The sequence below is a fragment of the Gemmatimonadota bacterium genome, assembly GCA_041390125.1.
In the GTDB taxonomy this organism is placed as follows: Bacteria; Gemmatimonadota; Gemmatimonadetes; order Longimicrobiales; family Gaopeijiaceae; genus JAGQIF01.
This window is the reverse complement of sequence record JAWKQN010000009.1, coordinates 144,656-169,762: the sequence shown is the minus strand read 5'-3', so window position 1 is coordinate 169,762 and position 25,107 is coordinate 144,656. Positions and strand designations below refer to the sequence as shown.

Here is a 25,107-nt window from a genome sequence, read left to right as displayed (position 1 = left end):
CCGCTCCGAGTCCTTTCCCTAGGGTCTGGCGTACCGCTGGCGCATGCGCGCCGTCAGCGTGGGGCCGAGGTAGATCTCGGCCACCTCGTCGTTCCAGACCAGCTCCGAGACCGACCCGGAAACGCGGATGCGGCCTTCATACATGATGTATGCCCGGTCCACGATCTCAAGGGTCTGCTCCACGTTGTGGTCCGAGATGATGACCCCGATGTTCCGGGTCTTCAGCTCCCGGACGATCGTCTGGATGTCGTTGACCGCGATGGGATCGATCCCGGCGAACGGCTCGTCCAGCAGCATGAACTTGGGCCGCTGCACGAGCGCCCGCGTGATCTCCAGCCGGCGTCGCTCCCCTCCAGACAGAGAATACGCCCTGGAGTCACGCAGGTGCGAGAGGGACAGCTCGGCGAGGAGCTCCTCCAGCCGGGCGCGCTCGTCCGCCTTGGAGAGCTTGAGGGTCTCCAGGATGGCCAGAACGTTGTCCTCCACCGTCAGCTTGCGGAAGACCGAAGGCTCCTGCGCCAGATAGCCCACCCCCAGGCGGGCGCGGCGGTACATGGGGACGTCGGTGAGGTCGCGCTCGTCCAGGTGGACCTGACCCCGGTCCGGCGGGATCAGGCCCACGATCATATAGAACGTGGTGGTCTTCCCTGCCCCGTTGGGACCCAGCAGGCCCACGATCTCGCCCTGCTGCACGTGGATGGCCACGCCATCGACGACCCTGCGCTTGCGGTAGACCTTGGTCAGGCCCTCGGCCCACAGACGGCTTCCGGTGTCCTCCACGGTGACCAGGGCGGACGCGTCCGACGACAGCCCCGCTGTCCGCGGTGCCTCCCCGTCCTGCCAGGACCCGGGGGTCTGCTCGTCGCTCATCGTTCCATCCTCGCACGTCGGTCTTCGGGTCGCGCCACCCGCGGCAGCTCCGCGGGCACGGGCGGTCCCGGCGTCCGGGGCGCAGGGGCCTCTCCCACCCGCACGGTGTCGGGCGTCACGCGGGCCGTGTCCCCTCGGAGGCTGTCCGCGGCGGCGGTGTCCGCCGGCAGCGCCATCGGCTCCAGGTGGAGCCCCTGTGTCTGTCCATGAACTTCCATGCGATCGACCTCCCCGTCCACCATCGTGATCGCGATGGTGTCCCCCACCACGTAGTGGACGGCCAGGCGACGGTCGGTCGCGGCCCGCGTGGTGTCGCTGGGCTCGAGGCGGTAGAGGCTCCGGGCGCCGCCTTGCGCCACCAGGCGCTCCAGCACGTACCCCGCGGGATCCGTCCCGGCGGAGTCCGCCGTGGCGGGCGCCGTCGAGTCGGGCGCGAAGAGGGCCACGATGGTGTCTCCCTCGAGCCAGTCGTTGCGGACGAGCTCGGGCGTCTCGGCGGCATTCAGGGAGTCGCGGGAGAACGAGTCGCCCCGCGCGCGCCCGATGGCGGTGACCCGCTCCAGCTGTTCCTCCGGCGTGAGGACGTCCAGCGAATCCGCGGAGAGGTGGAAGTCCTCCGCGCGCGCGACGGCGCGGGCGCTGTCCCCGGGAGCGGGTTCGAGGGAGCTCCACAGGACCGCGCCTTCGGGGCCCTGGCTTCCCACGACCGGCACCGTGTCCGTGGGCCCCAGAAGCCCTGCGGCCAGCCGCGTGACGGTCGAATCGGCCACGAACAGCCGGATCCGGGGCGCATCCACCTCCAGGTCGTCCGTGGCGAGGCGGGCCCGGTCGCGGGCCACCACCTGGTCCACCTCTTGGTCGCGCAGGTAGAGCGCGATGGCGTCCGCGGTCAGCCGATACCGCTCCCCCTCGCTCCGGGCCGCGCCGAGCAGGTGGAGCTGCTCCCAGTCCTCGTCGTACCGGAGCCGCTCCCCGAAGGCGTGCAGGCCCTCACGCTCGACCTCCACCTGACCCTCCGCCTCGAAGGCGCTCTCGCCGTCGAGCACGATCCGCCGGTGGGCGGTGACGTGATACGGGGCCTGCGGTGGGCCCGCGGGCGCGAGCGCGGCGTCGACCGCGGGCGGTGCGGGCCGGCGGGTCGTGTCGGGCCCGACGAGGGAGTCGGGGCGGGCGGCCGTGTCCGCCGGCTCGGGACCGAGCGCCGCGCGGTCGGGGGTGCCGCCCGGCGTCACCACGCCCTCCTGGACCAGGCGCTGCAGGATCCACTGCCAGAGCCAGTGGAAGGGAAAGCTGCGGGGCACGGGCGCGGCGACAGGGGGGCTGTCGGAGACACCGGCCGTGTCCGACGGCAACGAATCCACGGGCGCGGCCACGGAGTCGGAGACCTCCGGACGGCGGGGTCGGGGCTGCGGCCGCAGCGTGGCCCGGACCTCCGGCCCGGTCACCGTGATCCGCTGCCGCGGGCGGGTGTCGCCGGAACGCAGGTAGAGCAACTCGTCCCCCTCGACGCGCGAGCCCTGGGCGGAGTCCACCAGCACCACCGAGCCCCACGCCTGGAGACGATCGTCGCGGGAGTAGTAGTCGGCGCGGTCCGCCGTGAGCAGGCGGCCGCCCTCGTCGAAGCGCACGTCCCGGAAGAGCCGCGAGACGCTCTGGCTGGGCACGACCACCGCCGAATCCGCGCGGATGACGAGCCCATCCGCGCACACCACGGTGACGCCGGTGAAGATGTGGGTCTCGTTGGGCGTCCCCGACGCGAAGATCCGCCAGAGGTTGAAGTTCGGCACGTCGCACGAGTTCTGCGCCGCGAGCCGACCGCCGCCCAGGAGCGTCAGCGCGAGCAGCACCGGGAACGCCGTCCTGCCCACGCGTCCCGGCCCGATCAGAAGCGGATCACGCCCCGGCCGCGCACGCTGCCGTTGCGCACCGTGACGTTGGTGAAGTTCAGGTCGGCCTCGAATCCCGTGCCGCGCGTCACCCGGCCCGCCTCCGTGAACACCGTCGCGGAGTCGCTCCAGAACTTCTCGTTGACGGGGTCGTAATGCAGCTCCGGCGTCTCGAGGCGACCGTCCCGGTCGGGGAGGAGCAGGACCACGTTGCGACGCGCGATCATCGCCTCCGTGGACTCGACCAGCTCGCCCCACTCCGACGTCATCGTGGCGCGCTCCACTCCCGTGGTCGTGTAGACCGTGAGCTGCACCTGGTGGAGGTCGTACTTGCCCTCCGCCTGGTAGTAGAACGCCGTATCCGCCTCCAGGGTGGCGTAGCGCACCCCGCCCTGCGTCATCTCGTGCTCCATGCCCAACACGAGGTTGTCCGCGTCCAGACCCACCAACTCCGGTGGCACCACGTTGGTCGTGGCCGCCTCCTCGCAGCCGACGAGCACCAGCGCCGCCACCAGCACCGCTCCCGCGCCTCCGTACCTCACAGCACCCCCGCCCGCATCAGATCGTGGAGATGGACCACACCGCACAGGTGCTCGTCTTCGTCCAGCACCGGCAGCGCCATGACGCCGTAGGCCTGCATCACCCGGGCGGCCGCCGAGCCCAGGTCGGCCTGGCGCGCCACCTTGGGGGCGCGGGTCATGACGTCGACGACCGGCACGCCCAGGAAGTCCGGCTCGCGCTCCATGAGGCGCGTCAGGTCTCCCGCCGTCACCACCCCCACCACGTGGCGATCCTCATCCACGATGGGGACGGTGCCCCTCATCTCGGCGAGCGGGACGATGCAGTCCTTCATGGACGCGCCCGCCGGCAGGGCGGGATAGGCGTCGGCGACCATCACGTCGGCGACCCGCACGGTCAGGCGCCGACCGAGGGCGCCCCCGGGGTGCAGCCGCGCGAAGTCCTCGGCGGCGAAGCCCTTCCGCTCGAGGACGGCCATGGCCAGCGCGTCCCCCATGGCCAGGGCCGCGGTGGTGGAGGACGTCGGGGCCAGGTCCATGGGGCAGGCCTCGGCGGGCACGGTGCAATCGAGGACGACCGTGGCATGACGGGCCAGGGCCGATCCCGGGCGGGTCAAGGCGACGACCGGCACGCCGCCGCGCGTGAGGAAGCTGAGCAGCGGGTGGAGCTCGTCCGTCTCCCCGCTCCGCGAGACCAGGATCGCGACGTCGTGCTCGCCCACGATGCCGAGGTCTCCGTGGAGCCCGTCGACCGGGTGGAGGAACAGGGCGGGCGTCCCGGTGGACGTCAGCGTGGCGGCGATCTTCCGCGCCACGATGCCGCTCTTGCCCACGCCGGAGACGACCACGCGGCCGCTGCAGCCTTCGAGCAGGTCCACGGCGTCGGCGAACGCTCCGTCCAGCCGTTCCGCCAGGGCGAGGACCGAGCGGCCCTCGAGCTCGAGCACGCGCCGGCCCCGGGCCACCACGCCCTCCCGGTCCTCCGGGTGGGCACGGCCCCGCCCCCGCCCGGACGCGGGCGTCCCGGCGACGGCGCGCCCCGCGCTGGTCTCAAGCGTCTCCATTCCGCTCCCTGCAGTACTGGTCCACGAGGTCGGGCCAGACGCCCCGCGCCCGCAGGATCGCCTCGGCGAACTCCCGGGCGGCGCCCCGTCCTCCCGGGCGGGTCCCCACCCACCGGGCCACCTCCACCACCTCCGGGACGGCATCCCGGACGGCAGCCGGCAGTCCTACCCGCCGGAGCGCCGGAAGGTCGGGCAGATCATCCCCCAGGAGGGCCACGTCGGCCCAGGTCAGCCCCATCCGCTCCAGGAGGCCCGCGATGACGGGCACCTTGCGTGCCCCGGGATCCTGGTGGCATTCCCGCACCCCCAGCTCCTTCGCCCGCTGCGCCGTGGCCCCCGACACGCGGCCCGACACGAAGGCCACCTCCAGCCCGGCGGTCATCAGCATCTTGATGCCCAGGCCGTCCACGATATCGAAGCGCTTGAGCTCGACGGGCTCGCCGTCGTCGGGTCCGGGGCGGACATAGATGCCCCCGTCCGTGAGCACGCCGTCCACGTCGAAGACGACGAGGCGGACCGCGGCGGCCCAGGCGGGATCGAGCGCCGGGGGCAGCCCGCGGCCCCCCTTGGAGCCCGCGCTCACGCCCCGGAGCCGTGTCCGGCGGCCGCCCGGATCTCGAGCACCCGCTCGAGCAGGGGCCGCAGCCGGTCCAGGGGCAGCATGGTGGTGGCGTCCGACGGCGCGCGGGCCGGCTCCGGGTGGGTCTCCAGGAACAGCCCATCCGCGCCGGCCGCGACGGCCGCCTGGACGAGCGCCGGGATGTGCTCGGGGTCCCCGCCACTGCGTCCGCCGCCCCGACCGGGTCGCTGCACCGAATGGGTGCCGTCGAAGATGCACGGGACGCCCGCGGCACCCCGGACGCGCGCGAAGGCACGCATGTCCACCACGAGGTCGCCGTATCCGAAGAACGTGCCTCGTTCGGTGACGGCCACGTCGGCGGCCCCGGCGTCGCGGACCTTGTCGACCGCCCCCGCCATCTCCTCGGGCTCCATCCACTGACCCTTCTTCACGTTGACCGGTCGCCCCGTGGCCCCGGCGGCCAGCAGCAGGTCCGTCTGCCGGCACAGGAACGCCGGGATCTGCAGGACCTGCACCACCTCCGCGGCGGGGACAGCCTGGTCGGCCTCGTGGATGTCCGTCAGCACGGGCAGGCCGGTCGCCTCGCGCACGCGGGCCAGCGCCTGGAGTCCCGCATCGAGGCCGGGCCCCCGGGCCGCGCCCAGCCGCGAGCGGTTGGCCTTGTCGAACGAGGCCTTGAAGACGATGGGCAGTCCCAGGTCGTCCCCGATCCGCACCAGCGCCTCCGCCACGCCCAGGTTCAAGGCGTCGTCCTCGAGGACGCAGGGACCGGCGATGAGAAAGAACCGCTCGAACACCTCAGACCGCCGGGGCGTCCGCCGTGCGGCCGATCTCGACGGGGGCCGCGCCGCCCTCGTCGGCACCGCGCCGTCCCGGGACCACCCCGTCCCGGCGCCGCACCGCAGCGGCGATGAACGAGGCGAACAGGGGGTGCGGGCGCATGGGCCGGCTCTTGAGCTCGGGATGGAACTGCCCGGCCAGGAACCAGGGGTGGTCCGGAAGCTCGACGATCTCCACGAGCCCGCCGTCGGGCCAGACCGCGCTCACCTTGAGGCCGTGCTCCTCCAGGAGCGCCCGGTACTCGTTGTTGACCTCGAAGCGATGGCGGTGCCGCTCGCTGATGGAGGACTGCCCGTAGATGCGCGCCGCGAGCGAGCCGGGCTCCAGCGCCGCCCGGTAGGCACCGAGGCGCATGGTGCCGCCCTTCCGCGTGACGTTCTGCTGGGAGTCCATGAGGCAGATCACGGGATGTCCCGTGTCCTCCGAGAACTCCATGGAGTGGGCCTCGCCGAGACGGCACACGTGGCGTGCGAACTCGATGACGGCGCATTGCAGACCCAGGCAGATGCCGAAGAACGGCAGCCCGCTCTCGCGCGCATGCCGGATGGCTGCGACCATGCCCTCCACACCGCGAGGTCCGAACCCGCCCGGGATCAACAGGCCGTCGTAGGCGGCGAGCCGGGACGCGGCCGAGTCCTCGTCGAAGCTCTCGCTGTTGAGCCAGTCGATCTCGACGGCGACGTCGTTGGCGATCCCGCCATGGAGCAGCGCCTGCTGCACGGACTTGTAGGAGTCGACGAGGGCCGTGTACTTCCCCACCACCGCGATGCGTACCTTTCCGCGCCCCGGGTGCATGGAGGTTTCCACCATGTCGGTCCAGGGGCCGAGGTCGGGCGGAGGGAGATCCAGACCGAGCCGGCGGACGACGACGTCGTCCAGGCGCTGCTTCCGGAGCTCCATCGGGACCTGGTAGATGCTCTCCACGTCGCGGGCTTCGATGACGGCGTCCGGCTCCACGTTCGTGAACAGGGCGATCTTCCGTCGGATATCCGCATCCACCGGATGCTCCGAGCGGCAGATGAGGATGTCGGGTTGGATCCCGATCTCCATCAGCTCGCGCACGGAATGCTGGGTGGGCTTGGTCTTGAGCTCGCCCGCCGCCGCGATGTACGGAACGAGGGTGAGGTGGATGAAGAGCACGTTCTCGCGCCCGACGTCCTGTCGGAACTGGCGGATGGCCTCCAGGAACGGCAGGGATTCGATGTCGCCCACCGTTCCGCCGATCTCGGTGATGACCACGTCGTGGTCGACCGACAGACGGCGGATGGCGCGTTTGATCTCGTCGGTGATGTGCGGGATCACCTGGACCGTCGAACCGAGGTAGTCGCCGCGGCGCTCCTTGGTGATGACGGTCTGGTAGATGCGACCGGTCGTGATGTTGTTGGCCTGCGAGAGAGACTGATCCAGGTAGCGCTCGTAGTGACCCAGATCCAGGTCGGTCTCGGCGCCGTCGTCGGTGACGAAGACCTCGCCGTGCTGGAAAGGCGACAGCGTGCCGGGATCCACGTTGATGTACGGATCGAACTTCTGCAGGGTGACCCTGAGGCCCCGCTCCTTGAGGAGCAGGCCCAGGGACGCGGCAGCGATCCCCTTCCCCAGGGACGACACCACGCCGCCGGTCACGAAGATGTACTTGGTCGTCTGCGTCGTCTCGGTCATCTCGCCTCGCTGGCAGGCGCGCCGGCTTCCTCCGGGCGCCCCTCGTAGACCTCAAACATAACCCGACTCCATGTCCTGGATCAGCCGCCGTTCCACGCGGAGCGCATCCTCGGGCGTATCGACGCCGCCCTCCGCCTCCGGTACCACCGCGACCCCGATGCCGATGCCGGCTTCGAGCGGTCGCAGCTGCTCCAGCCGCTCCACCCCCTCCAGCCGGCTGGGGGGCAGAGCCACCCAGGCCTCGAGCGCTCCGCGCCGGTAGGCGTACACGCCCAGATGCCGGAGCCAGGGCGCCGCGCCCCATTCGGGCGCGCCCTCGCGTGGATGCGGGATCGCGGCCCGGGAGAAGTAGAGGGCCCGCCCGCGGTCCCCGGTCACGACCTTCACGACGGCGGGGTCCACCCACTCCTCGGGGCCGCGGAGGGGTGTGGCGCAGGTGCCCACGTCCCATCCGTGGGTGGACACCTGCCGCACCGCGCCTTCGACGGTGGCGCGCGTGACCAGGGGCTCGTCCCCCTGCACGTTGACCACGACGTCGTAGCGACTCCAGGCGGCCCGCGCGGCCACCTCGGCGACCCGATCGGTTCCCGAGGGGTGCTCGGCGGACGTCATCTCCACGGTAGCGCCGAAGCCCGCGCACACGGAGGCGATCTCCTGCGAGTCGGTGGCCACGAGCAGGGCGTCGAAGACGCCGAGGGCCTGGGCGCGGCGCCATACCCACTCGATGAGGGGGCGACCAGCCAGGAGGTGCAGCGGCTTACGGGGGAGACGGGTGGAAGCGATCCGCGCCGGGACGATGCCCAGCACTCGATCACTCATCGGGCGCCTCGAGCGCCGAGAGCGGAAGCGCGCCCGGTGTCTTGCACGCCCGTCAAGGTAGGGGGAGCCGCACGCCCGCGGCAACACCCGCGGGGGCCGCGTCGGCGCAATGCGCCGGATCGCAGGCCGGACCGCGTCCGGGGGACCCGGGCGCAGGGCTGCCTCTGCGCGTCAGGGCCGCTGACGGGGGCTCCGTCTCCCACCGCGTCCCGGACGCGCGCCGGAGCCGGGGTGCGGCTCAGGAGACCGGGGTGCCCGGCCCCAGGTGCTCCTGGAGCCAGCCCAACATCATGCGGTACAGGTGCATCTGCGAGCGCGTCCCCTCGATCGCGTGGGTCCGGTTGGGATAGATCATGAGGTCGAAGTCCTTCCCGGCCTGCTGCAGGGCGTCGACGAGCTGCACCGAGTTCTGGAAGTGCACGTTGTCGTCGCCCGTCCCGTGCACCAGCAGCAGGTCGTCCTCCAGCAGGTCCACGTTCTCGAGTGGCGCATAGGCCGCGTACCCGGCCGCGTTGGTCTGTGGCGTGCGCAGGAAGCGTTCGGTGTAGATCGTGTCGTAGAACTTGAAGTGCGTCACCGGCGCCACGGCGATGCCGGCCGCGAAGACGTCCGCGCCGTGCTCGAGGGCGTTGAGCGTCATGTAGCCGCCATAGCTCCAGCCCCAGATGCCGATCCGGTCCGGATCCACCCACGGGCGCGTCGCGAGCCAGCGGGCCGCCGCGATCTGGTCGTGCGTCTCCCAGCGTCCCAGCTCCAGGTACGTCGTCTTCTGGAAGTCGCGCCCACGGGCCCCGGTGCCGCGACCGTCCACGCTGACGATCACGAATCCGCGCTGGGCCAGCACCTGGTGCCAGTACCAGCGCGTCCCGCCCCAGGAATCCAGCACGGTCTGCGAGCCGGGGCCGCCGTAGACGTACATCAGGACGGGATAGCGGCGAGCGGGATCGAAGCCGGGCGGCCGGATCATCCAGCCGTTCAGATCCACCCCGTCCTCCGTGGTGAAGTGGAAGAACTCCTCCGACCCCAGGCCCAGCGTGTCCAGGCGTTGGGCCAGATCGGCGTTGTCGGAGAGCACGCGCACCGTCTCCCCGTTCCCACGGTGCATCGCGTACGCGGGCGGACGACCCAGGCTCGACCAGGCGTCGATGTAGAACGCACCTGTGGGCGACAGGTCCACGTCGTGGGTTCCTTCGCCTTCGGAGACACGCTCGAGCTCCCCACCCGTCAGACGCACCCGCTCGAGCTGCCGGCCCAGCGGACTCTGGCGCGTGGTGGTGACCCAGACCCAACCCTGCTCCGGATCGACTCCTTCCAGGGCCGTCACCTCGAACTCGCCGCGGGTGAGCTGGCGCTCCACGGTGCCGTCCCGACGGTACAGATAGACGTGCTCCCACCCGTCACGGTCGGAGGTCCACAGGAAGCGATCGTCGTCGACCCAGGTGAGGGCGTCGTCGACATCCACCCAGGTCTCCGACTCCTCGACGAACAGCGTACGGGTGGCACCGGTCGCGGGATCGCCCTCCAGCACATCCAATCGGTTCTGCAGGCGGTTGAGGCGTTGCAGCAGCACCCGGCCATCCGGCGTCCAGTCCATACGGGCGACGTAGATGTCGGGGTCGGTCCCCAGGTCCAGCCAGCGCGGATCGCCCCCGCTGGCGGCGACGACCCCGACCCGCACGCTGCTGTTCTGCTCGCCCGCCTTCGGATAGCGCACCGGCACCGTGGCCGCGTAGTCCTGCAGGTCGTCGATCATGAAGAACGTCCGGACCGCGCTCTGGTCCAGCCGCCAGAACGCGATCGACTCCCCGTCCGGGCTCCACCGCCACCCGTCCTGCAACCCCAGCTCCTCCTCGTAGACCCAGTCGAACGTCCCGTTGATGACGTCCTCGCTGCCGTCGTGGGTGAGTCGGGTCTCCGTGTCGGCCACGAGGTCCTTGACCCAGAGATCGTGTGCGCGCACGAAGCCCACCCGCGTCCCGTCGGGTGAGAACTTGGCGAACTGCTGGAAGCCGGGATCGTCCGAGAGCGCGCGCAGGCGGCCGTCCGCCAGATCCAGCACGTAGTAGAAGCCCTTGGTGTTCTCCCGCCACACCCGCTCGCTGCGCGTATAGAGCAACAGCCGTCCACCGTCCGGACTCCAGTCGTAGCCTTCGATGGCGATCGGAGCGTCCTCTCCGTCCGGGACCAGGGTCGCCCCTCGCACGAGGAGCCGGCCCTCGCCGCTGGCGACGTCGATGGCCACCAGGTCCGTCGTGCCATCCGGGCCGCCCTGGATGAAGCTCAGCGAGCCGCCGTCGGGCATCCACTCCAGGTCGGGCAGACCCACCGGGTAGAGGTCACGATCGGTCAGGAAGCGCTCCACGGTGAGGCTCTGGGCGGCCACCGGTGGGGCGCCGAGCGCGGGAGCGGCGAGGGCCACCAGCAGGAGGGCTGGCCGCAGGGGGACGCGGGGGATGGGACGACGCATGGGATCCTCGACTGGGGACGTGGGCGGCACGCGGGCCGGGGAGCGGCCGGGACGACGAAACCCTCGTGGCTCGACGTAGTTACCATAGAGGCACGCCCGGCGCCATGGAGTTGCCGGGCCCCTTTCCTACAGTCGGGACCGGTCCGTGTTCGCACGCTGCCTGATCTGCTCCACCCCGTTCGAAGCGAACGAGGTGCTCGAGCACTTCCCGCACGGACGGCGCATCGCCTTCGACCCCGCACGGGGTCGCCTGTGGGCCATCTGCCGGAGCTGCAAGCGCTGGACGCTCGCCCCCATCGAGGAGCGGTGGGAGGCGCTGGAGGAACTGGAGAAGCTCACCACCGACAAGGCCCGGCTGCTGTCCCAGACGGAGAACATCGCGCTGCTCCGCTCCGGGCCGCTGGAGATCGTGCGCGTCGGCCGCGCCAACCTCACCGAGGAGGCGTGGTGGCGCTATGGCCGGCAGCTCCTGGAGCGTCGGCGCAGCTACCGCCGCATCAGCGTGGGCGCCTCCGTGGGTGTGATGACCCTGCTGGCGGGCGGGATCTGGGGCGGCATGGGGTGGATGGGGGCCTGGATGCTCTGGGAGCACGCGCCCGAGGGCGTGGTGAAGGGCGCGCGCTGGTTGCGCTTCGGCTCCTCGGCCTGGCGGGGCCGCCAGGTGTGCGCCGAGTGCGGTCATGTCTTCGACCGGGTGGCCTTCACCGAGCGCGAATCGCTCATCCTCGCCCCCGGTACCGGACCGCAGACGCTCGTCCTGCGCCAGCGCTGTCCCCGGTGCCGGAGCGTGCGCGGCGGTGGGCTCGCGCTCGAAGGACGCGAGGCGGAGCGCACCGCACAGCGACTCCTGGCCTTCCACCACTTCTCCGGCGCCTCGGAGGGCCGGGTGCGCTCCGCGGCGCGGCTGATCAGCGAGGCCGGCTCGCCCGCGCACGTGAAGCGGTTGGTGCTCGGAGCGGAGGGACGGCGTCTGGGCGATCTGCGGCGCACGGGAGCGATCGCGCTCGAGATCGCAGCCAACGAAGCCAGCGAGCAGAGACTCCTGGAGCTGGAGTTGGCGGAGCTGGAGACCCACTGGCGCGAAGAGGAGGAGCTGGCGGACATCATCGACGGAGAGCTCACGCCGCTGCCGGCCATCGAATCGCTGCGCCGCCGGGTGGCCGGTTGGCTGTGATCATCGGTCGGATCCGCGCCTTACCGGCTGGGATCCTTCCGATCGCGGCCGCTCAGTAGTCCACGGGCCGCAGGTAGAACTCGCCGATCGCGCTGGAGGAGAGCACCGCCACGGTGGGGAGCTCGCGTTTCCAGTGCGTGCTGTCGAGTCGTCGGAGCACGATGCGCACGGCGTCGGGGTCGAAACCCGCTTCCTCCAGCTCCGGCGCCGTATGGCCCTTCAGCACCCAGTGCAGGATCGCGTCGGCGACCGGGTATCCGATGCCCAGCTCGTCCTCGTCGTGCACGCCCACCACCAGATCCGCGCTCGCCGGCTTGTCGATGATCGGGTCGGGCACGCCGAGGTGGCGGGCCAGAGCCCAGACCTGCGTCTTGAAGAGGTCGCCGAGCGGGTTGATGGGTGGAGAGTCGTCGGCGTGCCACGTGTAGTAGCCGAGCAGACGCTCGCTCTTGTTCCCGGTCCCGAGCGGCAAGGCGTGCAGCTTGGCCGACTGGTCGAACAGCGTGACCGCGCGCAGGCGCGCGCACAGGTTGCCGCGCCGCAGGGGCGTGACGTCCGGCTCGAAGGCGTCGATGTAGGCGTCCACCGGCGCGGTGATGTCGATGGTGCGTTCCTGCGCGCCCACGGCGGCCAGCGCCAGCGCCGCATGGTCGAGCGAATCCTGGCTCGACGTGCGATACGGGAGCCGGAAGCCGAAGACGTTCTCCGGTCCGAGGGCGCGCGCTGCGAGGAAGAGCGCGACGGCCGAGTCCACGCCACCGGAGACCCCCAGCACGACGCGCTCGAAGCCCCGACGGCGCACCACCTCGTCCCGGATGAATTCGACCAGGGTGCGCTCCACCAGATCGAGGTCGAGGTCCAGCATCCGCCGGTCTCGCGGATCGGGATCATCGCTGCCACGCGCGCCCCCGCCCCGCAGCCCCGGAGCCGGTGGCGAACCGGGCTCCTGCAGGCCGCGGCGGAACGCCCGATCCAGGGAGCGCTGCAGGTGTGGGAGCACACGCTCGAGGTCACCCAGGAGCGGGGCATCGAAGCGGACGCGGTCGAGCACCCGCCCGTCCAGCCGGGCCTCGATGTCGGCCTCCTCCATGAGCGGGCCCCGCTCCAGGATCCTGCCGTCCGGGGCCACCACGATGGAGCCGCCCGGGAAGAACTTGCCTCCCTCCGAGCCGACGAGCTGTGCGACGGCCACGTAGACGCCGTGCTCGCGGGCGAGCCCGGGCGCGACCGCATCCCAGCGCTCCAGGTTGCCGGGTCGACCGGCGCCGGGCCCGTAGTCCCGGGCCGGGGACGCGCTCACCACCACGACCAGCTCCGCTCCGCCCACCGCCAGGATGGCGCCGGGCAGGCTGTGCCACGCCTCCTCGCAGACGAGCAGGCCCAGGCGCCCGAAGCGCGTGTCGTAGGGGGCGAGCGAGGCGCCGGCCTCGACGAACCGATCCTCGTCGAAGACGCCGTAGGTCGGCAGGAACATCTTCCGGTGGACATGCACGATGTGCCATCGATCGTCCACGGGCGTGAGGTGGGCCACCGCGTTGTAGTGCCGGTGGCGCCAGCGCTCGTAGAAGCCGACGACGACGTCGGGCGCGTCGGCCGGAGGCTTCCCCAGCCGCCCGGCGAGCTCCTCCGCCTCCAGGGCCACCTCCAGCACGCCGCCCTCGAGGAAGTAGCCGCTGAGCGCGGTTTCCGGGAAAACCAGGAGGTCCGTCCGGCCGGCATGGGCGCCGATCCGGTCGCGTACGCGGGCGAGGTTCCCCTCGACGTCCGCCTTGGTCGGCTTGAATTGCGCGAGCGCGAGCCGTAGGGTGGCTCGGCCGGAGTGGTCCTGCACGACGTCCTTCCGTCTGGAGGGCTCGGTTCTTGCGCCGCGCCGGGCACGGGCCCGGAGCCACGGAACGCGCTTCGCCGCCCCGGGGTTTCACCCTCACACATGGCTTCAACCCGCGAGTCGACGCATGGCCGGTAAGATAGCGACCGCAGCCCTCCTGGGTATCCTGATCCTCCCGCAGGCGGGCGTCAGCCAGCAGCCGGACCGCATGTCGACGCGGGCCAGGAACCAGGCCGGCGCCGCGGGCAACGAAGCCCAGGTCTTCCAGCAGACGTTCGAGACCATCCGCGACTACTATATCCAGTCGCTCGGGGATTCGGCGCTGTGGGAGAAGGCCATCCAGGGCCTGATCGACGGCATCGAGGATCCGTACGCCACCGTCTTCACGCCGGACGAGCTCGCCGAGTTCCGCGAGGAGACCACCGGCGACTATGCGGGCATCGGCGTCCAGATCTCCCAGCTCGAGGAGTCCATCACGATCACGATCGTCTTCAAGGGCACCCCCGCGGAGGACGTGGGGCTGCTCGTGGGCGACCGGATCGTCGAGGTGGAGGGAGAGACCACCGAGGGCTGGACCACGACGGACACGTCCGATCGCATCCGCGGCAAACCGGGAACCACGGTGGACGTGAAGATCCGGCGGGAGGGGGTCACGACCCCGCTGGCCTTCACCATCTCCCGCTCGAACGTGCACGTGCAGGCGGTCCACGCGGACGTGGTCCACGACTCCATCGGCTACATCCTGCTGGACCGGGTCGCGCGCGGCTCGGCGGACGAGATCGCCGCCGCGTTCCAGGAGATGAGCGGCACCAAAGGTGTCATCCTCGACCTGCGCCGGAACCTCGGTGGATACCTGGACGAATCGCTGTGGATCTCGGACCTGCTGCTGGCCCCCGGCCAGCGCCTGGCCAGCACGCGCAGCCGTGCGATCGGCCGCGGCGGCGACCGGGCCGAAGAGTCCTGGGACGATCGCCGACCCGCCGTGCTGCCCAACACACCCGTGGTCGTGCTCGTGGACGAGAACACCGCCTCGGCCGCCGAGATCGTCGCTGGCGCCTGGCAGGATCACGACCGGGCCCTGATCATCGGCAGCCGCACGTTCGGCAAGGGCGTGGTGCAGACGTTGCTTCCGCTACCGGCGGGCCGGGTCATCCGGCTCACGACCGGCGAGTGGTATACGCCGCTCGGCCGCTCGCTGCACCGTCCGCGGGACAAACAGGGGCACGTCGTCGAGCAGGACATCGACACGCTGCCGACGGTCTCCACTGCGCTCGGGCGCGAGATCCAGGCCGGGGGTGGGGTCTTCCCCGATCTGCCCATCGCCGACGACACGCTCACGCTCGCCGAGCGTGAGCTGTTCACCGCCGCGGCGCAGGCCGAGGTGCCGCTCAACCTGCGCGTGGCCGAGTTCGCGCTCCGCATCGCACGCCGCAGCCAGTCGGACGGTTCGGGCCCGGAGGTGAGCCGGGCCGAGTTCGACGAGTTCGCCGCCGCGCTCATCGCGGAGGGTCTGCCCACCGCCGCGCTCGATGCGACGGGGGTGCGCGACTACCTGTACTGGCGGACGCGGATCGCCGCGGCCGAACGGGCGGATGCCCTGGGGCTGGCCATGGCGTACCGGATGGAGCGCGACCCCGTGCTCACCGCGGCCATCGAGCTGCTGGAGAAGGCCAGCTCGCAGCGGGAGCTGTTCTCCGACGCGATGGTGTGGAGCGGCGGGACGGGCTCGACCCCGAGTCGCACGGGAGCACGCCCCGGCCGCTGACCGCTCCGGCGCACCGGATGGGCGCATCTGCGGCCCGTCGGACCCTCCGCGGTCCGGCGGGCCGTCGTCGCATCCGGGCGGATCGCGGAGCGGTGCGCGTGCTCAGGCGCTGCGGGGGTGGTACGTGCGGTGCACGTCTCGCAGGTAGGCGCGGTCGACGTGCGTGTAGATCTGGGTGGTGGAGATGTCGGCATGACCCAGCAGCTCCTGCACTGCGGCCAGATCGGCGCCGCCTTCGAGGAGGTGCGTGGCGAACGAGTGCCGGAGCGTGTGCGGGGAGATGCGCTGCGTGAGCCCGGCGCGGTCGCGGTGGGCACGCACCACGTTCCATACGGTCATCCGGGTCAGGGGGCGGCCGTTCTGGTTCAGGAACACGATCCCGCCCCCCTGGCCGCGATCGAGCTCCGGCCGCACGGCGCGCAGGTAGCGCTCCACCGCGCCCAGCGCCGGTGTCCCCAACGGCACCATGCGCTCCTTGGACCCTTTCCCGAACACGAGGCAGATGCCCTCCTCCAGATCCAGGTCGACGACCCGGAGCCCCGTCAGCTCGGAGACGCGCAGCCCCCCGCCGTAGAGCACCTCCAGCATCGCCCGGTCGCGCCAGTAGAGGAGGTGGTCGGCATCTCCCGCTTCGATCAGTCGGACCACGTCCTCCACCGAGAGCACGCGCGGGAGGCGCCGCCACACGCGCGGCGATTCGAGACGATCCGACGGATCGTGCTCCAGCCGCCCCTCGGCCACGAGGAACCCGAAGTACGAGCGCAGCGACGACTGGACCCGGCGGACGGAGGATCCTTCGCGGCCCTCCTGCGTCAGCGCGACCACGTAGTCGCGCAGATGGCTCGAGTCGACGGCCTCGACCCGGGTGACCCCCTGCCCGAGGAGCCATTCGACCAGCCGTCGCACGTCGCCCTCGTACGCGGATACGGTGCGATCGGACAGGCCCCGCTCGAAGCGCAGGTACTCGCCATAGGCGGCGAACGCGAACGGGCGGTCGGGAGCGGCGTCCGTCATCTCGGCTCCGGTCGGTCCCGGCGCCGCGAGCGGCGCCACCACCACCCCAGGACAGCGCCCACGGCCACCGCGAGGACGAGCAGACCGCGGTTCACCCCGGCGAGCGTGTCCAGGACGGCGGGCAGGTTGGCGCCCGCCACGGTGCCCGCCCAGGTCAGCGTGCCGTACCACACCGCCGAAGCCGCGGCGAGGGTCGGCACCACCACGAGAGGGCGCAGACGGCTCACGCCGGCGAAGCCCGGCACGACGGCGCGCACGCCGGGCAGGAAACGGGTGAGGATGAGCGCAGGGACGCCCCAGCGCCGGAAGAAGCCCTCCACCTGTTCGAGCTGTCCAGGGGAGAGGAGCCGCCGACCGAGGCGACCCTGGAAGAAGCGGGCGCCGTAGCGCCGCCCTGCCGCGTACACCAGGAGCGCCGAGGCCACGTTCGCGGACCAGGTCACGACGAAGACCCATTCGGCGCCGAGCGTTCCGCGGGCGGCGAGCACGCCGCCCACGACGACGAACGTGTCGGCCGGGATCGGCGGCACGATGTTCTCGAGCGCGGCACCCAGGGCCAGGAGCAGATACAGCAGCGCGGGCGCCAGCTCCAGGGCCCAGCCCAGCACTCCCATGCCCTCGCTCATGCGCACCTTCCCCTCGTCCGCCGTCCCCGCACGCTTCCCGTCGTGGCCCGCCCACCCGAGCCCCAGCGGTGCCGCCACTCGACGAACGTCTGGGGAAGCGCGACCTCAGGTCGGGCGGACGAGCGCCACGGCGTACGCGGCCAACCCGACCCCCTCCCCCGTCCAGCCCATGCCTTCGTTGGTCTTGCCCTTCACGGAGACGGCGTCCACCGCCACGCCGAGCGTCGTGGCCAGCACGGTCCGCATGGCATCCGCGTGGGGCGCGATGCGCACGCGCTCGGTGACCACCGTGACGTCCACGTTCCCGACCGCGTACCCCCGGTCGTGGAGCAGCGCGACGGCGCGACGCAGCAGGTCGATGGAATCGGCGTCCTTCCAGGCCGGATCACCCGGCGGGAAATGGCGGCCGATGTCCCCCAGCGCCGCGGCCCCGAGCACGGCGTCCGTCACGGCATGCGCGATGGCGTCCGCGTCCGAGTGACCGGCCAGACCCGGTGCATCCGCGATCCGCACGCCCCCCAGGACCAGGGGTCGGTCCGGGTCGAAGCGGTGCGAATCGTAGCCGAAGCCGACCCTCACCGGTCCGAACGGAGGCTCAGGAGTCCCACCGCTTCAAGGCCAGACAGACGTTGTGCCCGCCGAACCCGAAGGAATTCGAAAGCACGACGCGCACGTCGCGCTCGACGGCGCCGCCATGGGCGTAGTCGAGGTCGCACTCGGGGTCGCGCGCGCTGCAGTTGATGGTGGGCGGGATCACACCACTCTCGCACACCTTCACCGAGACCGCGGCCTCGAGTCCGCCCGCCGCCCCGAGCAGATGCCCCGTCATGGACTTGGTGGAGCTGACCACCATCCGGTATGCGTGGTCGCCGAAGACCGCCTTGATGGCCTCCGTTTCGCGCGCGTCGTTCAGCTGCGTCGACGTCCCGTGCGCGTTGATGTAGTCCACGTCGGTGGGGGCCAGCGCCGCGTCCGAAAGCGCCGTGCGCATGGCCACCTGGGCGCCGGCGTGCTCCGGTGCCGGGCTGGTGATGTGGTAGGCGTCCGCCGAGGCGCCGTAGCCGACCACCTCGGCCAGCGGGGTGGCGCCGCGCGCCTCCGCATGCTCCAGCGATTCCAGCACCACGGTGCCCGCGCCTTCCCCGATCACGAATCCGTCCCGCTCTGCGCAGAACGGCCGGCTGGCTGTGCCGGGGTCGTCATTGCGGGTGGACATGGCCTTCATGGCCGCGAAGCCCGCGATGGTCAACGGCGTGATGGTCGCTTCGGTGCCCCCGGCCACCATCGCATCGGCGTCCCCGCGCTGGATGGTGCGGAGCGCCTCGCCGATGGCGTGCGCCGAGGAGGCGCATGCCGACACCGTGGCGTAGTTGGCGCCCTGCAGGCCCCAGCGGATGGAGATCAGGCCCGCGGCGATGTCCGGGATGAACATCGGCACGAAGAAGGGGCTGACGCGCTTGGGGCCCCGTTCGATCAGCGTGCGACACTGCTCTTCGAACGTCTGGATCCCACCGATGCCGCTCCCGTAGATCACGCCGAAGCGTGCGGGGTCGGTGCCCGGGACGGGACCTTCCAGCCCCGCGTGCGCCATGGCCTCCTGCGTGGCCACGAGCGCGAACTGCGCGAACCGATCGTAGCGGCGCGCCTCCTTGGCATCCAACACGCCGGAGGCGTCGAACCCCTTCACCTCACACGCGATGCGTGTGGGGTAGTCCTCGCTCGGTTCGAAGTGGGTGATGGGCCCACCCCCGCTGGTGCCCGCGACGAGCGCGCGCCAGGTCGGCTCGACGCCGATCCCGACCGGGGAGACCACTCCGATCCCGGTGATGACGACCCGTCTGCGGGCTGTGTCCATGATGTGCGGGCCAGGCCGGATCAGTCGGCGCTGGCCGCGTTCTTCTCGAGATAGTCGATGGCGTCCCCGACGGTGCGCATCTGCTCCGCGTCCTCGTCGGGGATGTCGATCCCGAACTCCTCCTCGAACGCCATGACGAGCTCGACCGTGTCGAGGGAGTCCGCCCCGAGATCCTCGACGAACGAGGCGCTCCGGGAGACCTTCTCGGCCTCGACGCCCAGCTCGTTCACGATGATCTCCCTGACCTTCGACTCCACGCTGTCCGCCATGCTTCCACCTTTCAGGATTGAGGTTCGGGGGGCCGGCAGGAAGGCCGACCCGAAGGTCCTACATGACCATGCCGCCGTCCACGGCGATCACCTGGCCGGTAATGTAATGAGCGTCCGGTCCCGCCAGGAAGCGCACTAACCCCGCTACGTCCCGGGGTTCCCCCAGCCGTCCCAGCGGGATGCGGCCCTTGAGGGCCTCGGCCGCGTCGGGGCCCAGGTCGGCCGTCATGTCGGTGTCGATGTAGCCCGGGGCCACCGCGTTGCAGCGGATCCCACGGGACGCGAGCTCCCGCGCCACGCTCTTGGTCAGGCCCAGGAGCCCGGCCTTGGAGGCCGCGTAGTTGGCCTGGCCGGCGTTGCCCATCAATCCCACGACGGACGAGATGTTCACGATGACCCCGGCCCTGCGCTTCATCATCCCGCGGCTGACCGCGCGGATCATGTGGAAGGCCCCTTTCAGGTTCGTGTCGAGCACCTGGTCCCAGGCGTCGGCGTCGATGCGCATCACGAGGTTGTCGCGCGTGACCCCGGCGTTGTTGACGAGCACGGCGATATCCCCGACCTCCTTCTGCACCAACGCCACGGTGTCGGCGACCTGGGCGTCGTCGGCCACGTCGCAGGCGTATCCGGCGTGTCCCTCGCCGGGAAGCGCCGCCGCCGTCTGCCGGGCACGGGTCTCGTCACGGGCCACCACGGCAACGCGCGCGCCGGCCTCCGCGAGCGCTTCGGCGATGGCCCGTCCGATCCCGCGCGACCCGCCCGTCACCAGCGCGACCTGCCCGGCGAGCTCCTGGCTCATGCCGTCTCCTCGTTCAGGAAGGCTTCGATGTCGTCTGCCGTACCGAGCGCCCGGGCCGGCACGCCTCGCGCGTTGCGCTTGCTGAGGCCGGTCAACACGGAGCCAGGACCGATCTCGACGAAGCGGTCTGCGCCGTGCGCCACCTGTGCGTGCACGATCTCCGCCCAGCGAACGGGTGCGGTCAGCTGCTCCACGAGACGGACCCGTGCCTCGGCGCCCACGGTCACCGGCTGCGCCGTGACGTTGGCGAACACCGGCACCGTGGGATCGTGGAAGGTCACGGCGTCGAGGTGGCGCGCCAGACCCTCCTGGGCCGGCTCCATCAGCGGTGAATGGAACGCCCCGGAGACCTGCAGCTCGATCACCCGCTTGGCGCCCGCGGCCTGCAGGGCCGGGATCGCCCGGGTGACCGCAGTGCGGTCCCCGCTCACGACCACCTGCCCGGCGGAGTTGAAGTTGGCCGGCACGACGACGTCCCCGTCGATGGTCACGTCCCGGCACACGTCGGCGATCACGTCGTCGTCGAGCCCGAGCACCGCGGCCATGCTGCCCGGGCGGGCCAGCCCGGCGTCGTACATCAGGGTGCCGCGGAGGCGCACTGCCCGTAGCGCGTCTGCGAAGCTCAGCGTCCCGGCGCACACGTGGGCGGAGAATTCGCCCAGGGAATGGCCGGCCGCCGAGCCCACCGCACCCAAGCGGGCACCGAGCACACGCAACACGGCCACCGAGTGCACGAGGATGGCCGGCTGGGCGTTGCGGGTGGCGGTCAGCTCGTCGAGCGGGCCCTCGAAGGCGAGCCGGGACAGGGGTGCCTCCAGGACGGCGTCCGCCTCGTCGAACGTGGCGCGCGCCTCCGGGAAGCGCGCGACCAGATCGGCGCCCATGCCGACGGCTTGCGACCCCTGGCCGGGGAACATCACTGCGAGGGACATGGGCAGCCTACCAGCGGAACGTCATGGCGCCCCAGGTCAGACCGGCCCCGAAGGCCGCGCTGAGGACGATGGCGCCGGGGCCGAGGCGCCCCTGCTCCTGGGCTTCATCCAGCGCGACCGGCACGGTCGCCGAGCTCATGTTGCCGTACCGGTCCACGTTGACGAACACCTTGTCCATCGGGATGCCTGCGTATCGCGCCGTGGCCTCGATGATGCGGATGTTGGCCTGGTGCGGCACCATCAGATCCACGTCGGCTGCCGTGAGTCCGGCCTTCTGCAACGCGATCTCGGACGCCTCGGCCATGTTGCGGACCGCGTTCTTGAAGACCTCGCGCCCGTGCATCTTGAGCATGTGATCCTTGCGCTCCAGGGCCTCGAGGTCGAGCGCCTGGCGGACTCCGCCGGCCGGGCGGTACAGCAGCTCCGCGAGCGCCCCGTCCGAGCCATGATGGCTCGACAGGATGCCGCGCTCGTCCTCCGAGCGACGCAACACGGCCGCTCCCGCGCCGTCTCCGAACAGCACGCAGGTGGAGCGATCCGTCCAGTCGACGATCGCGCTCATCTTCTCGGTCGAGACGACGAGCGCGACGTCGCCGCGCCCGGCCGCCAGGAACCCTTCGCCCATGGACACGCCGTAGAGGAAGCCCGTGCAGGCCGCGCTCAGGTCGTAGGCGAAGGCGTTGCTCGCGCCCAGCAGGGACTGGAGGTCGCAGGCCGTGGACGGCAACCACCGGTCCGGCGTGGCCGTGGTCACGATCAACACGTCCACCTCGCCCGGAGCCACACCCGCCCGTTCGAGCGCCTGGCGCGCGGCCAACTCGCCCATCTCGGCCGCCAGCATCGCTTCGGGGGCGATGCGACGCTCCGCGATCCCGGTGCGTTCGCGGATCCACTCATCCGAGGTCTCGACGAGCTTCGACAGGTCGTCGTTCGTGACCACCCGTTCGGGCAGATAGCGCCCGGTGGCCGCGATGCGCACGATCGGGGTGGGGCTCTTCATCGTTCCTCTCCGGAGGGTGCCCCGTCCGCCAGCTCCCGGGCCATGTCACCGACCATGTCGGTCTCGACCGCACGCGCCGCCAGCTTGATCGCGTTCAGGATGGCCTTCGGGGGGGAGCGGCCGTGACAGATGACGGAGACCCCGTTGACGCCGAGCAGCGGGGCTCCCCCGTACTCCGCATAGTCGAGGACCCGGAAGACCGGTTCCAGGTCCAGCTCCTTCAGCACGGCCTCGGCCTGCCGGCGCAGGAGCTGCGCGATGAAGGCCGCGACCGACTCGTAGAACTTGAGCAGGACGTTGCCCACGAATCCGTCGCAGACGAAGACGTCACATCGGCCGTGGATGAGATCGCTTCCTTCCACGTTGCCGACGAAGTTGAGGCCGCTCTCCCGCAGGAGCCGATGGGTCTCCACGGCGACCTCGTTCCCCTTCTCCTCTTCTTCGCCGATGTTCAGCAGACCCACGCGCGGGTGCTCGATCCCCATCAGGTCCTGCGCGTAGATGTGCCCGAGCCGGGCGAACTGGACCAGGTGGGCCGGACGGCAGTCCACATTGGCCCCCGCGTCCAGCATCAGGACCGGGCGGTCGGCGGTCGGAAGGAGCGTGCCGATCGCGGGCCGGTCCACGCCCGGAAGGGGGCGCAGCGTCAGGAGGGAGCCGGCCATCACCGCGCCGGTGGACCCGGCGGATACGAAGGCGTCGGCCTGCCGCTCCTTGAGGAGGCGCAGCCCGAGGGCGATCGACGAGTGTGGCTTCTTCCGGAAGGCCTGCGTCGGCGCCTCGCCGGGGAGGATGCGCTCGGGCGCATGCACGAGGTGCAGGCGCTCGGGCGGCGTGTCGGTGTGGCGGCTCAGCTCGGTTCGGACCGCGCCTTCGTCCCCGACGAGGACGATGTGGGTGTCCGAAGGAAGCTCGTGGAGGGCCAGCAACGCCCCGGCCACTTCCGGACCGGGGGCGCTGTCGGTCCCCATCGCGTCGATGGCGATCCGCACAGGGCCGACGCCCGCGTCAGTCGACGTCGACGTTCAGGACGGCTTCGTCCCCGTAGAATCCGCAGGTCCCACACACGTAGTGGGGCCGCTTCGGATCTCCACACTTCGGGCACGCCGCCACCGTGGGGACCTCGGCCTTGTAGTGCGTGCGGCGCTTCCGCTTGCGCTGCTTCGATACCCGTCGCTTCGGGACAGCCATCCTCGTCTCACTCGTTCAGGGTCCGGAGCGCGGCCCAGCGAGGATCGATCTCCTCGTCCGAGCAATCGCACCGTGCCTCGTTCAGGTTCGCTCCGCACTTCGGGCATAGCCCGGCGCACGCTTCTTCACACACCAGATGGGTCGGCAGGGTGAGCAGCAGCTCCTCCCGCAGCGCGGGCACCAGATCCACCGTCGTGGCTTCCGGCGCCAACGGCCGCACCTCCCCGTCATCCTCGTCCGCTTCGGCCGAGTAGTACAGATCGAAAGCGGAACGGACGGGCGTACGCACCGGTGCCAGGCACCGCGCACACTCGCCGACCACTTCCCCCGCGACATCGACCCGGACGAGCACATCGTCCCCGGTCAGGGCCTGAGCCCTTCCCCGGACGAGCGGCGGCTGGTCGAACCGTAGCCCGTCCAGGTCCCAATCGGGACCCTCTACCGGGAGCGTGCCTTCGATCGGCAGCGATCCCGCCCGGCTCAATGCCACCAGATTCAACTGGAGCATAGTCCGGAAAGGTAGCCGAGGGGGGTAGGAGGGTCAACGAAAACAGGCCCACCCCTCCGGCCGCCGGGGACCGGTCAGCGCCCCAGGCCGATCCGGGTCCGCTCCGGGAAGAAGAAGGCGATCTCCCGGGCCGCGTTCTCGTCCGAGTCGGAGGCGTGGATGGCGTTCCGCTCCTTCGACTCGGCGTAGAGCTTCCGGACCGTCCCCTCGGCCGCCTCGGCCGGGTCGGTGGCGCCGATCGCGCTCCGCAGCGCCGCCACGGCCCCGTCCGCCTCGAGGACCATCGGGATCGCCGGACCCGAGGTCATGAACTCCACCAGGGAGCCGTAGAAGGGACGCTCCCGGTGCACCTCGTAGAAGGCCTCGGCCTGGGCTCGGGTCAGGCGCACCATCTCGAGCGCGCGCACGGTGAAGCCGTTGCCCTCCAGGTGGGCCAGGATCTTCCCGGCCTTGCCGGCGGCGACGGCGTCGGGCTTGATGATCGCCAGGGTCTGTCTCATGCCGTGTTCCTGCGGTTGTGGTCCAGGGTCGGCGGACGGCCGTCCACCGGTCCGATCGGGTCGGCTCTCAGATCTCGCTCAGCGTCTTGAGCAGCGTGTCGCGCGCCACGAACCCCACGAGCTGGCCCTCGCGCACCACCGGCAGCTGCTCCACGCCCCGTTTCACCATCAGATGGGCGGCCTCCAGCAGCTGCTGGCTCTCGCCCACGCACATCACCGTCCGCGTCATGACGTCGCGTGCGGTCCTTCCCTTCTTCTCCGGCGTCTCCTCCTCATCGCCGGACATGCGGTCCGGCAGCAGCTCGCTCAAGGCATCCCCCGCGGTGATGAGGCCGAGGAGCTCGTGACCCTCCCCCACCACCGGTACCGCCGGGACGGAACGGCGCACGATCAGGTCGATGACCTCGGAGACCGGCGTGTCCGGGTAGACGCGGTACGAGAGGGGCGCCATCACGTCCTCGACCAGCAACTGCCTGCGCAGGGACGTGCCCATCAAGGGCTCGAGGCCCTGCAGGGCCGAGGGAGTGCGCGCGGACAACAGCCGGGCGGTCGTGTCGCCTTCCCGTACCGCCCGGATGATGGCCGGGAACCACTGCACCTTCAGGGTCTTGAGCGACCCCGGGACCCGCAGCACCAGGACCGCCCGGGCCACGGCATCCTCCACCGGCACCGGCGCCGAGAACGGGCGCGCGGCGACCAGGAGCGCAGCCTCGGGGGCGGAGACCCCATCGGTGGCGGCCGCGATCAGCACCTGCTCGTTGGCCCGGACCACCACGCCGCCCTGCCCCTCCAGCAGCGCGCGGGCGCGCGTGACGGCCCCCTCCGCGGACGGCGCCGACAGCACGGCGAGACACTCGGCCAACGCAGACGCGAGATCGTCCGGCTCCCGATCCAACAGGATCCGGTCCGGTCCGAGCAACTCGGAGAGCCTCATGGGACCGGA

At 71.2% G+C, this 25,107-nt stretch carries 25 protein-coding genes; 2 read left to right on the top strand and 23 right to left on the bottom strand.

Features of this window, described 5'->3' with window-relative positions:
• Nucleotides 1-18 precede the first annotated feature (18 nt).
• From lptB to R3E98_11250, 9 genes are all read right to left on the bottom strand, one after another.
• Complete coding sequence (gene lptB / locus R3E98_11290; GenBank protein MEZ4423990.1) at nucleotides 19-870, bottom strand: LPS export ABC transporter ATP-binding protein; 852 nt, start codon at nucleotides 868-870, stop codon at nucleotides 19-21.
• The gene (locus R3E98_11285; GenBank protein MEZ4423989.1) at nucleotides 867-2,717 is read right to left on the bottom strand and encodes a hypothetical protein; all 1,851 of its coding nucleotides are present in this window, start codon (nucleotides 2,715-2,717) and stop codon (nucleotides 867-869) included. The genes lptB and R3E98_11285 overlap by 4 nt, the downstream gene beginning before the upstream one ends.
• A gap of 35 nt (nucleotides 2,718-2,752) precedes the next feature.
• The gene (gene lptC, locus R3E98_11280; protein MEZ4423988.1) at nucleotides 2,753-3,298 is read right to left on the bottom strand and encodes an LPS export ABC transporter periplasmic protein LptC; all 546 of its coding nucleotides are present in this window, start codon (nucleotides 3,296-3,298) and stop codon (nucleotides 2,753-2,755) included.
• Nucleotides 3,295-4,338: a KpsF/GutQ family sugar-phosphate isomerase gene (locus R3E98_11275; GenBank protein ID MEZ4423987.1), complete on the bottom strand. Its 1,044-nt coding sequence runs from the start codon at nucleotides 4,336-4,338 to the stop codon at nucleotides 3,295-3,297. Before R3E98_11275 ends, lptC begins: the two co-directional genes overlap by 4 nt.
• Entirely contained in the window at nucleotides 4,325-4,921 is a 597-nt protein-coding gene (locus R3E98_11270; GenBank protein MEZ4423986.1) for an HAD-IIIA family hydrolase, read from the bottom strand. The genes R3E98_11275 and R3E98_11270 overlap by 14 nt, the downstream gene beginning before the upstream one ends.
• On the bottom strand, nucleotides 4,918-5,715 hold the full coding sequence (gene kdsA, locus R3E98_11265) for a 3-deoxy-8-phosphooctulonate synthase (GenBank protein MEZ4423985.1): 798 nt from the start codon (nucleotides 5,713-5,715) through the stop codon (nucleotides 4,918-4,920). The genes R3E98_11270 and kdsA overlap by 4 nt, the downstream gene beginning before the upstream one ends.
• Before the next feature lies 1 nt (nucleotide 5,716).
• Nucleotides 5,717-7,417, bottom strand: coding sequence for a CTP synthase (locus tag R3E98_11260; protein MEZ4423984.1), 1,701 nt, complete (start codon nucleotides 7,415-7,417; stop codon nucleotides 5,717-5,719).
• 51 nt (nucleotides 7,418-7,468) lie between these two features.
• Complete coding sequence (gene kdsB, locus R3E98_11255) at nucleotides 7,469-8,236, bottom strand: 3-deoxy-manno-octulosonate cytidylyltransferase (GenBank protein MEZ4423983.1); 768 nt, start codon at nucleotides 8,234-8,236, stop codon at nucleotides 7,469-7,471.
• 238 nt (nucleotides 8,237-8,474) lie between these two features.
• Nucleotides 8,475-10,703 (bottom strand): S9 family peptidase, encoded by a 2,229-nt coding sequence (locus tag R3E98_11250; protein MEZ4423982.1) that lies wholly within the window; start codon nucleotides 10,701-10,703, stop codon nucleotides 8,475-8,477.
• Nucleotides 10,704-10,848: 145 nt separating this feature from the next.
• Here R3E98_11250 and R3E98_11245 point away from each other — a divergent pair, with 145 nt between their 5' ends.
• The gene (locus R3E98_11245) at nucleotides 10,849-11,877 is read left to right on the top strand and encodes a hypothetical protein (protein ID MEZ4423981.1); all 1,029 of its coding nucleotides are present in this window, start codon (nucleotides 10,849-10,851) and stop codon (nucleotides 11,875-11,877) included.
• A 52-nt stretch (nucleotides 11,878-11,929) separates the two neighbouring features.
• Here R3E98_11245 and nadE read toward each other — a convergent pair whose 3' ends face one another.
• A complete protein-coding gene (nadE, locus tag R3E98_11240) occupies nucleotides 11,930-13,708 on the bottom strand; it encodes an NAD(+) synthase (protein MEZ4423980.1) in 1,779 nt (592 codons plus the stop codon).
• Nucleotides 13,709-13,832: 124 nt separating this feature from the next.
• Here nadE and R3E98_11235 point away from each other — a divergent pair, with 124 nt between their 5' ends.
• Nucleotides 13,833-15,470: a S41 family peptidase gene (locus tag R3E98_11235; protein MEZ4423979.1), complete on the top strand. Its 1,638-nt coding sequence runs from the start codon at nucleotides 13,833-13,835 to the stop codon at nucleotides 15,468-15,470.
• Nucleotides 15,471-15,572: 102 nt separating this feature from the next.
• Here the strand turns inward: R3E98_11235 and xerD are convergent, their stop codons facing one another.
• From xerD to R3E98_11170, 13 genes are all read right to left on the bottom strand, one after another.
• Nucleotides 15,573-16,484, bottom strand: coding sequence for a site-specific tyrosine recombinase XerD (xerD, locus tag R3E98_11230; protein ID MEZ4423978.1), 912 nt, complete (start codon nucleotides 16,482-16,484; stop codon nucleotides 15,573-15,575).
• Nucleotides 16,481-17,188, bottom strand: coding sequence for a DedA family protein (locus R3E98_11225; protein MEZ4423977.1), 708 nt, complete (start codon nucleotides 17,186-17,188; stop codon nucleotides 16,481-16,483). The genes xerD and R3E98_11225 overlap by 4 nt, the downstream gene beginning before the upstream one ends.
• Before the next feature lie 27 nt (nucleotides 17,189-17,215).
• Nucleotides 17,216-17,689, bottom strand: coding sequence for a 2-C-methyl-D-erythritol 2,4-cyclodiphosphate synthase (gene ispF / locus R3E98_11220; GenBank protein MEZ4423976.1), 474 nt, complete (start codon nucleotides 17,687-17,689; stop codon nucleotides 17,216-17,218).
• Nucleotides 17,690-17,705: 16 nt separating this feature from the next.
• Complete coding sequence (gene fabF / locus R3E98_11215) at nucleotides 17,706-18,965, bottom strand: beta-ketoacyl-ACP synthase II (protein MEZ4423975.1); 1,260 nt, start codon at nucleotides 18,963-18,965, stop codon at nucleotides 17,706-17,708.
• A gap of 20 nt (nucleotides 18,966-18,985) precedes the next feature.
• Entirely contained in the window at nucleotides 18,986-19,234 is a 249-nt protein-coding gene (locus R3E98_11210) for an acyl carrier protein (protein ID MEZ4423974.1), read from the bottom strand.
• 58 nt (nucleotides 19,235-19,292) lie between these two features.
• A complete protein-coding gene (gene fabG, locus R3E98_11205) occupies nucleotides 19,293-20,033 on the bottom strand; it encodes a 3-oxoacyl-[acyl-carrier-protein] reductase (GenBank protein MEZ4423973.1) in 741 nt (246 codons plus the stop codon).
• Nucleotides 20,030-20,965, bottom strand: a complete 936-nt coding sequence (fabD, locus tag R3E98_11200; GenBank protein MEZ4423972.1) for an ACP S-malonyltransferase — start codon at nucleotides 20,963-20,965, stop codon at nucleotides 20,030-20,032. Before fabD ends, fabG begins: the two co-directional genes overlap by 4 nt.
• A 7-nt stretch (nucleotides 20,966-20,972) precedes the next feature.
• Entirely contained in the window at nucleotides 20,973-21,965 is a 993-nt protein-coding gene (locus tag R3E98_11195) for a beta-ketoacyl-ACP synthase III (protein ID MEZ4423971.1), read from the bottom strand.
• Complete coding sequence (gene plsX, locus R3E98_11190; protein MEZ4423970.1) at nucleotides 21,962-22,957, bottom strand: phosphate acyltransferase PlsX; 996 nt, start codon at nucleotides 22,955-22,957, stop codon at nucleotides 21,962-21,964. The genes R3E98_11195 and plsX overlap by 4 nt, the downstream gene beginning before the upstream one ends.
• Nucleotides 22,958-22,973: 16 nt before the next feature.
• Nucleotides 22,974-23,156: a 50S ribosomal protein L32 gene (gene rpmF, locus R3E98_11185; protein MEZ4423969.1), complete on the bottom strand. Its 183-nt coding sequence runs from the start codon at nucleotides 23,154-23,156 to the stop codon at nucleotides 22,974-22,976.
• A gap of 7 nt (nucleotides 23,157-23,163) precedes the next feature.
• Nucleotides 23,164-23,664, bottom strand: a complete 501-nt coding sequence (locus R3E98_11180; GenBank protein ID MEZ4423968.1) for a DUF177 domain-containing protein — start codon at nucleotides 23,662-23,664, stop codon at nucleotides 23,164-23,166.
• 74 nt (nucleotides 23,665-23,738) lie between these two features.
• On the bottom strand, nucleotides 23,739-24,164 hold the full coding sequence (gene ndk / locus R3E98_11175; GenBank protein MEZ4423967.1) for a nucleoside-diphosphate kinase: 426 nt from the start codon (nucleotides 24,162-24,164) through the stop codon (nucleotides 23,739-23,741).
• Nucleotides 24,165-24,231: 67 nt separating this feature from the next.
• Nucleotides 24,232-25,098 (bottom strand): CBS domain-containing protein, encoded by an 867-nt coding sequence (locus tag R3E98_11170; protein MEZ4423966.1) that lies wholly within the window; start codon nucleotides 25,096-25,098, stop codon nucleotides 24,232-24,234.
• Nucleotides 25,099-25,107: the final 9 nt, after the last annotated feature.

Coding starts and splice junctions, on each gene's coding strand:
- lptB (MEZ4423990.1), bottom strand. CDS start 870: ATGAGCGACGAGCAGACCCCCGGGTCCTGGCAGGACGGGGAGGCACCG.
- R3E98_11275 (MEZ4423987.1), bottom strand. CDS start 4,338: ATGGAGACGCTTGAGACCAGCGCGGGGCGCGCCGTCGCCGGGACGCCC.
- R3E98_11260 (MEZ4423984.1), bottom strand. CDS start 7,417: ATGACCGAGACGACGCAGACGACCAAGTACATCTTCGTGACCGGCGGC.
- kdsB (MEZ4423983.1), bottom strand. CDS start 8,236: ATGAGTGATCGAGTGCTGGGCATCGTCCCGGCGCGGATCGCTTCCACC.
- R3E98_11250 (MEZ4423982.1), bottom strand. CDS start 10,703: ATGCGTCGTCCCATCCCCCGCGTCCCCCTGCGGCCAGCCCTCCTGCTG.
- R3E98_11235 (MEZ4423979.1), top strand. CDS start 13,833: ATGGCCGGTAAGATAGCGACCGCAGCCCTCCTGGGTATCCTGATCCTC.
- xerD (MEZ4423978.1), bottom strand. CDS start 16,484: ATGACGGACGCCGCTCCCGACCGCCCGTTCGCGTTCGCCGCCTATGGC.
- fabF (MEZ4423975.1), bottom strand. CDS start 18,965: ATGGACACAGCCCGCAGACGGGTCGTCATCACCGGGATCGGAGTGGTC.
- R3E98_11210 (MEZ4423974.1), bottom strand. CDS start 19,234: ATGGCGGACAGCGTGGAGTCGAAGGTCAGGGAGATCATCGTGAACGAG.
- fabG (MEZ4423973.1), bottom strand. CDS start 20,033: ATGAGCCAGGAGCTCGCCGGGCAGGTCGCGCTGGTGACGGGCGGGTCG.
- fabD (MEZ4423972.1), bottom strand. CDS start 20,965: ATGTCCCTCGCAGTGATGTTCCCCGGCCAGGGGTCGCAAGCCGTCGGC.
- R3E98_11195 (MEZ4423971.1), bottom strand. CDS start 21,965: ATGAAGAGCCCCACCCCGATCGTGCGCATCGCGGCCACCGGGCGCTAT.
- rpmF (MEZ4423969.1), bottom strand. CDS start 23,156: ATGGCTGTCCCGAAGCGACGGGTATCGAAGCAGCGCAAGCGGAAGCGC.
- R3E98_11180 (MEZ4423968.1), bottom strand. CDS start 23,664: ATGCTCCAGTTGAATCTGGTGGCATTGAGCCGGGCGGGATCGCTGCCG.
- ndk (MEZ4423967.1), bottom strand. CDS start 24,164: ATGAGACAGACCCTGGCGATCATCAAGCCCGACGCCGTCGCCGCCGGC.
- R3E98_11170 (MEZ4423966.1), bottom strand. CDS start 25,098: ATGAGGCTCTCCGAGTTGCTCGGACCGGACCGGATCCTGTTGGATCGG.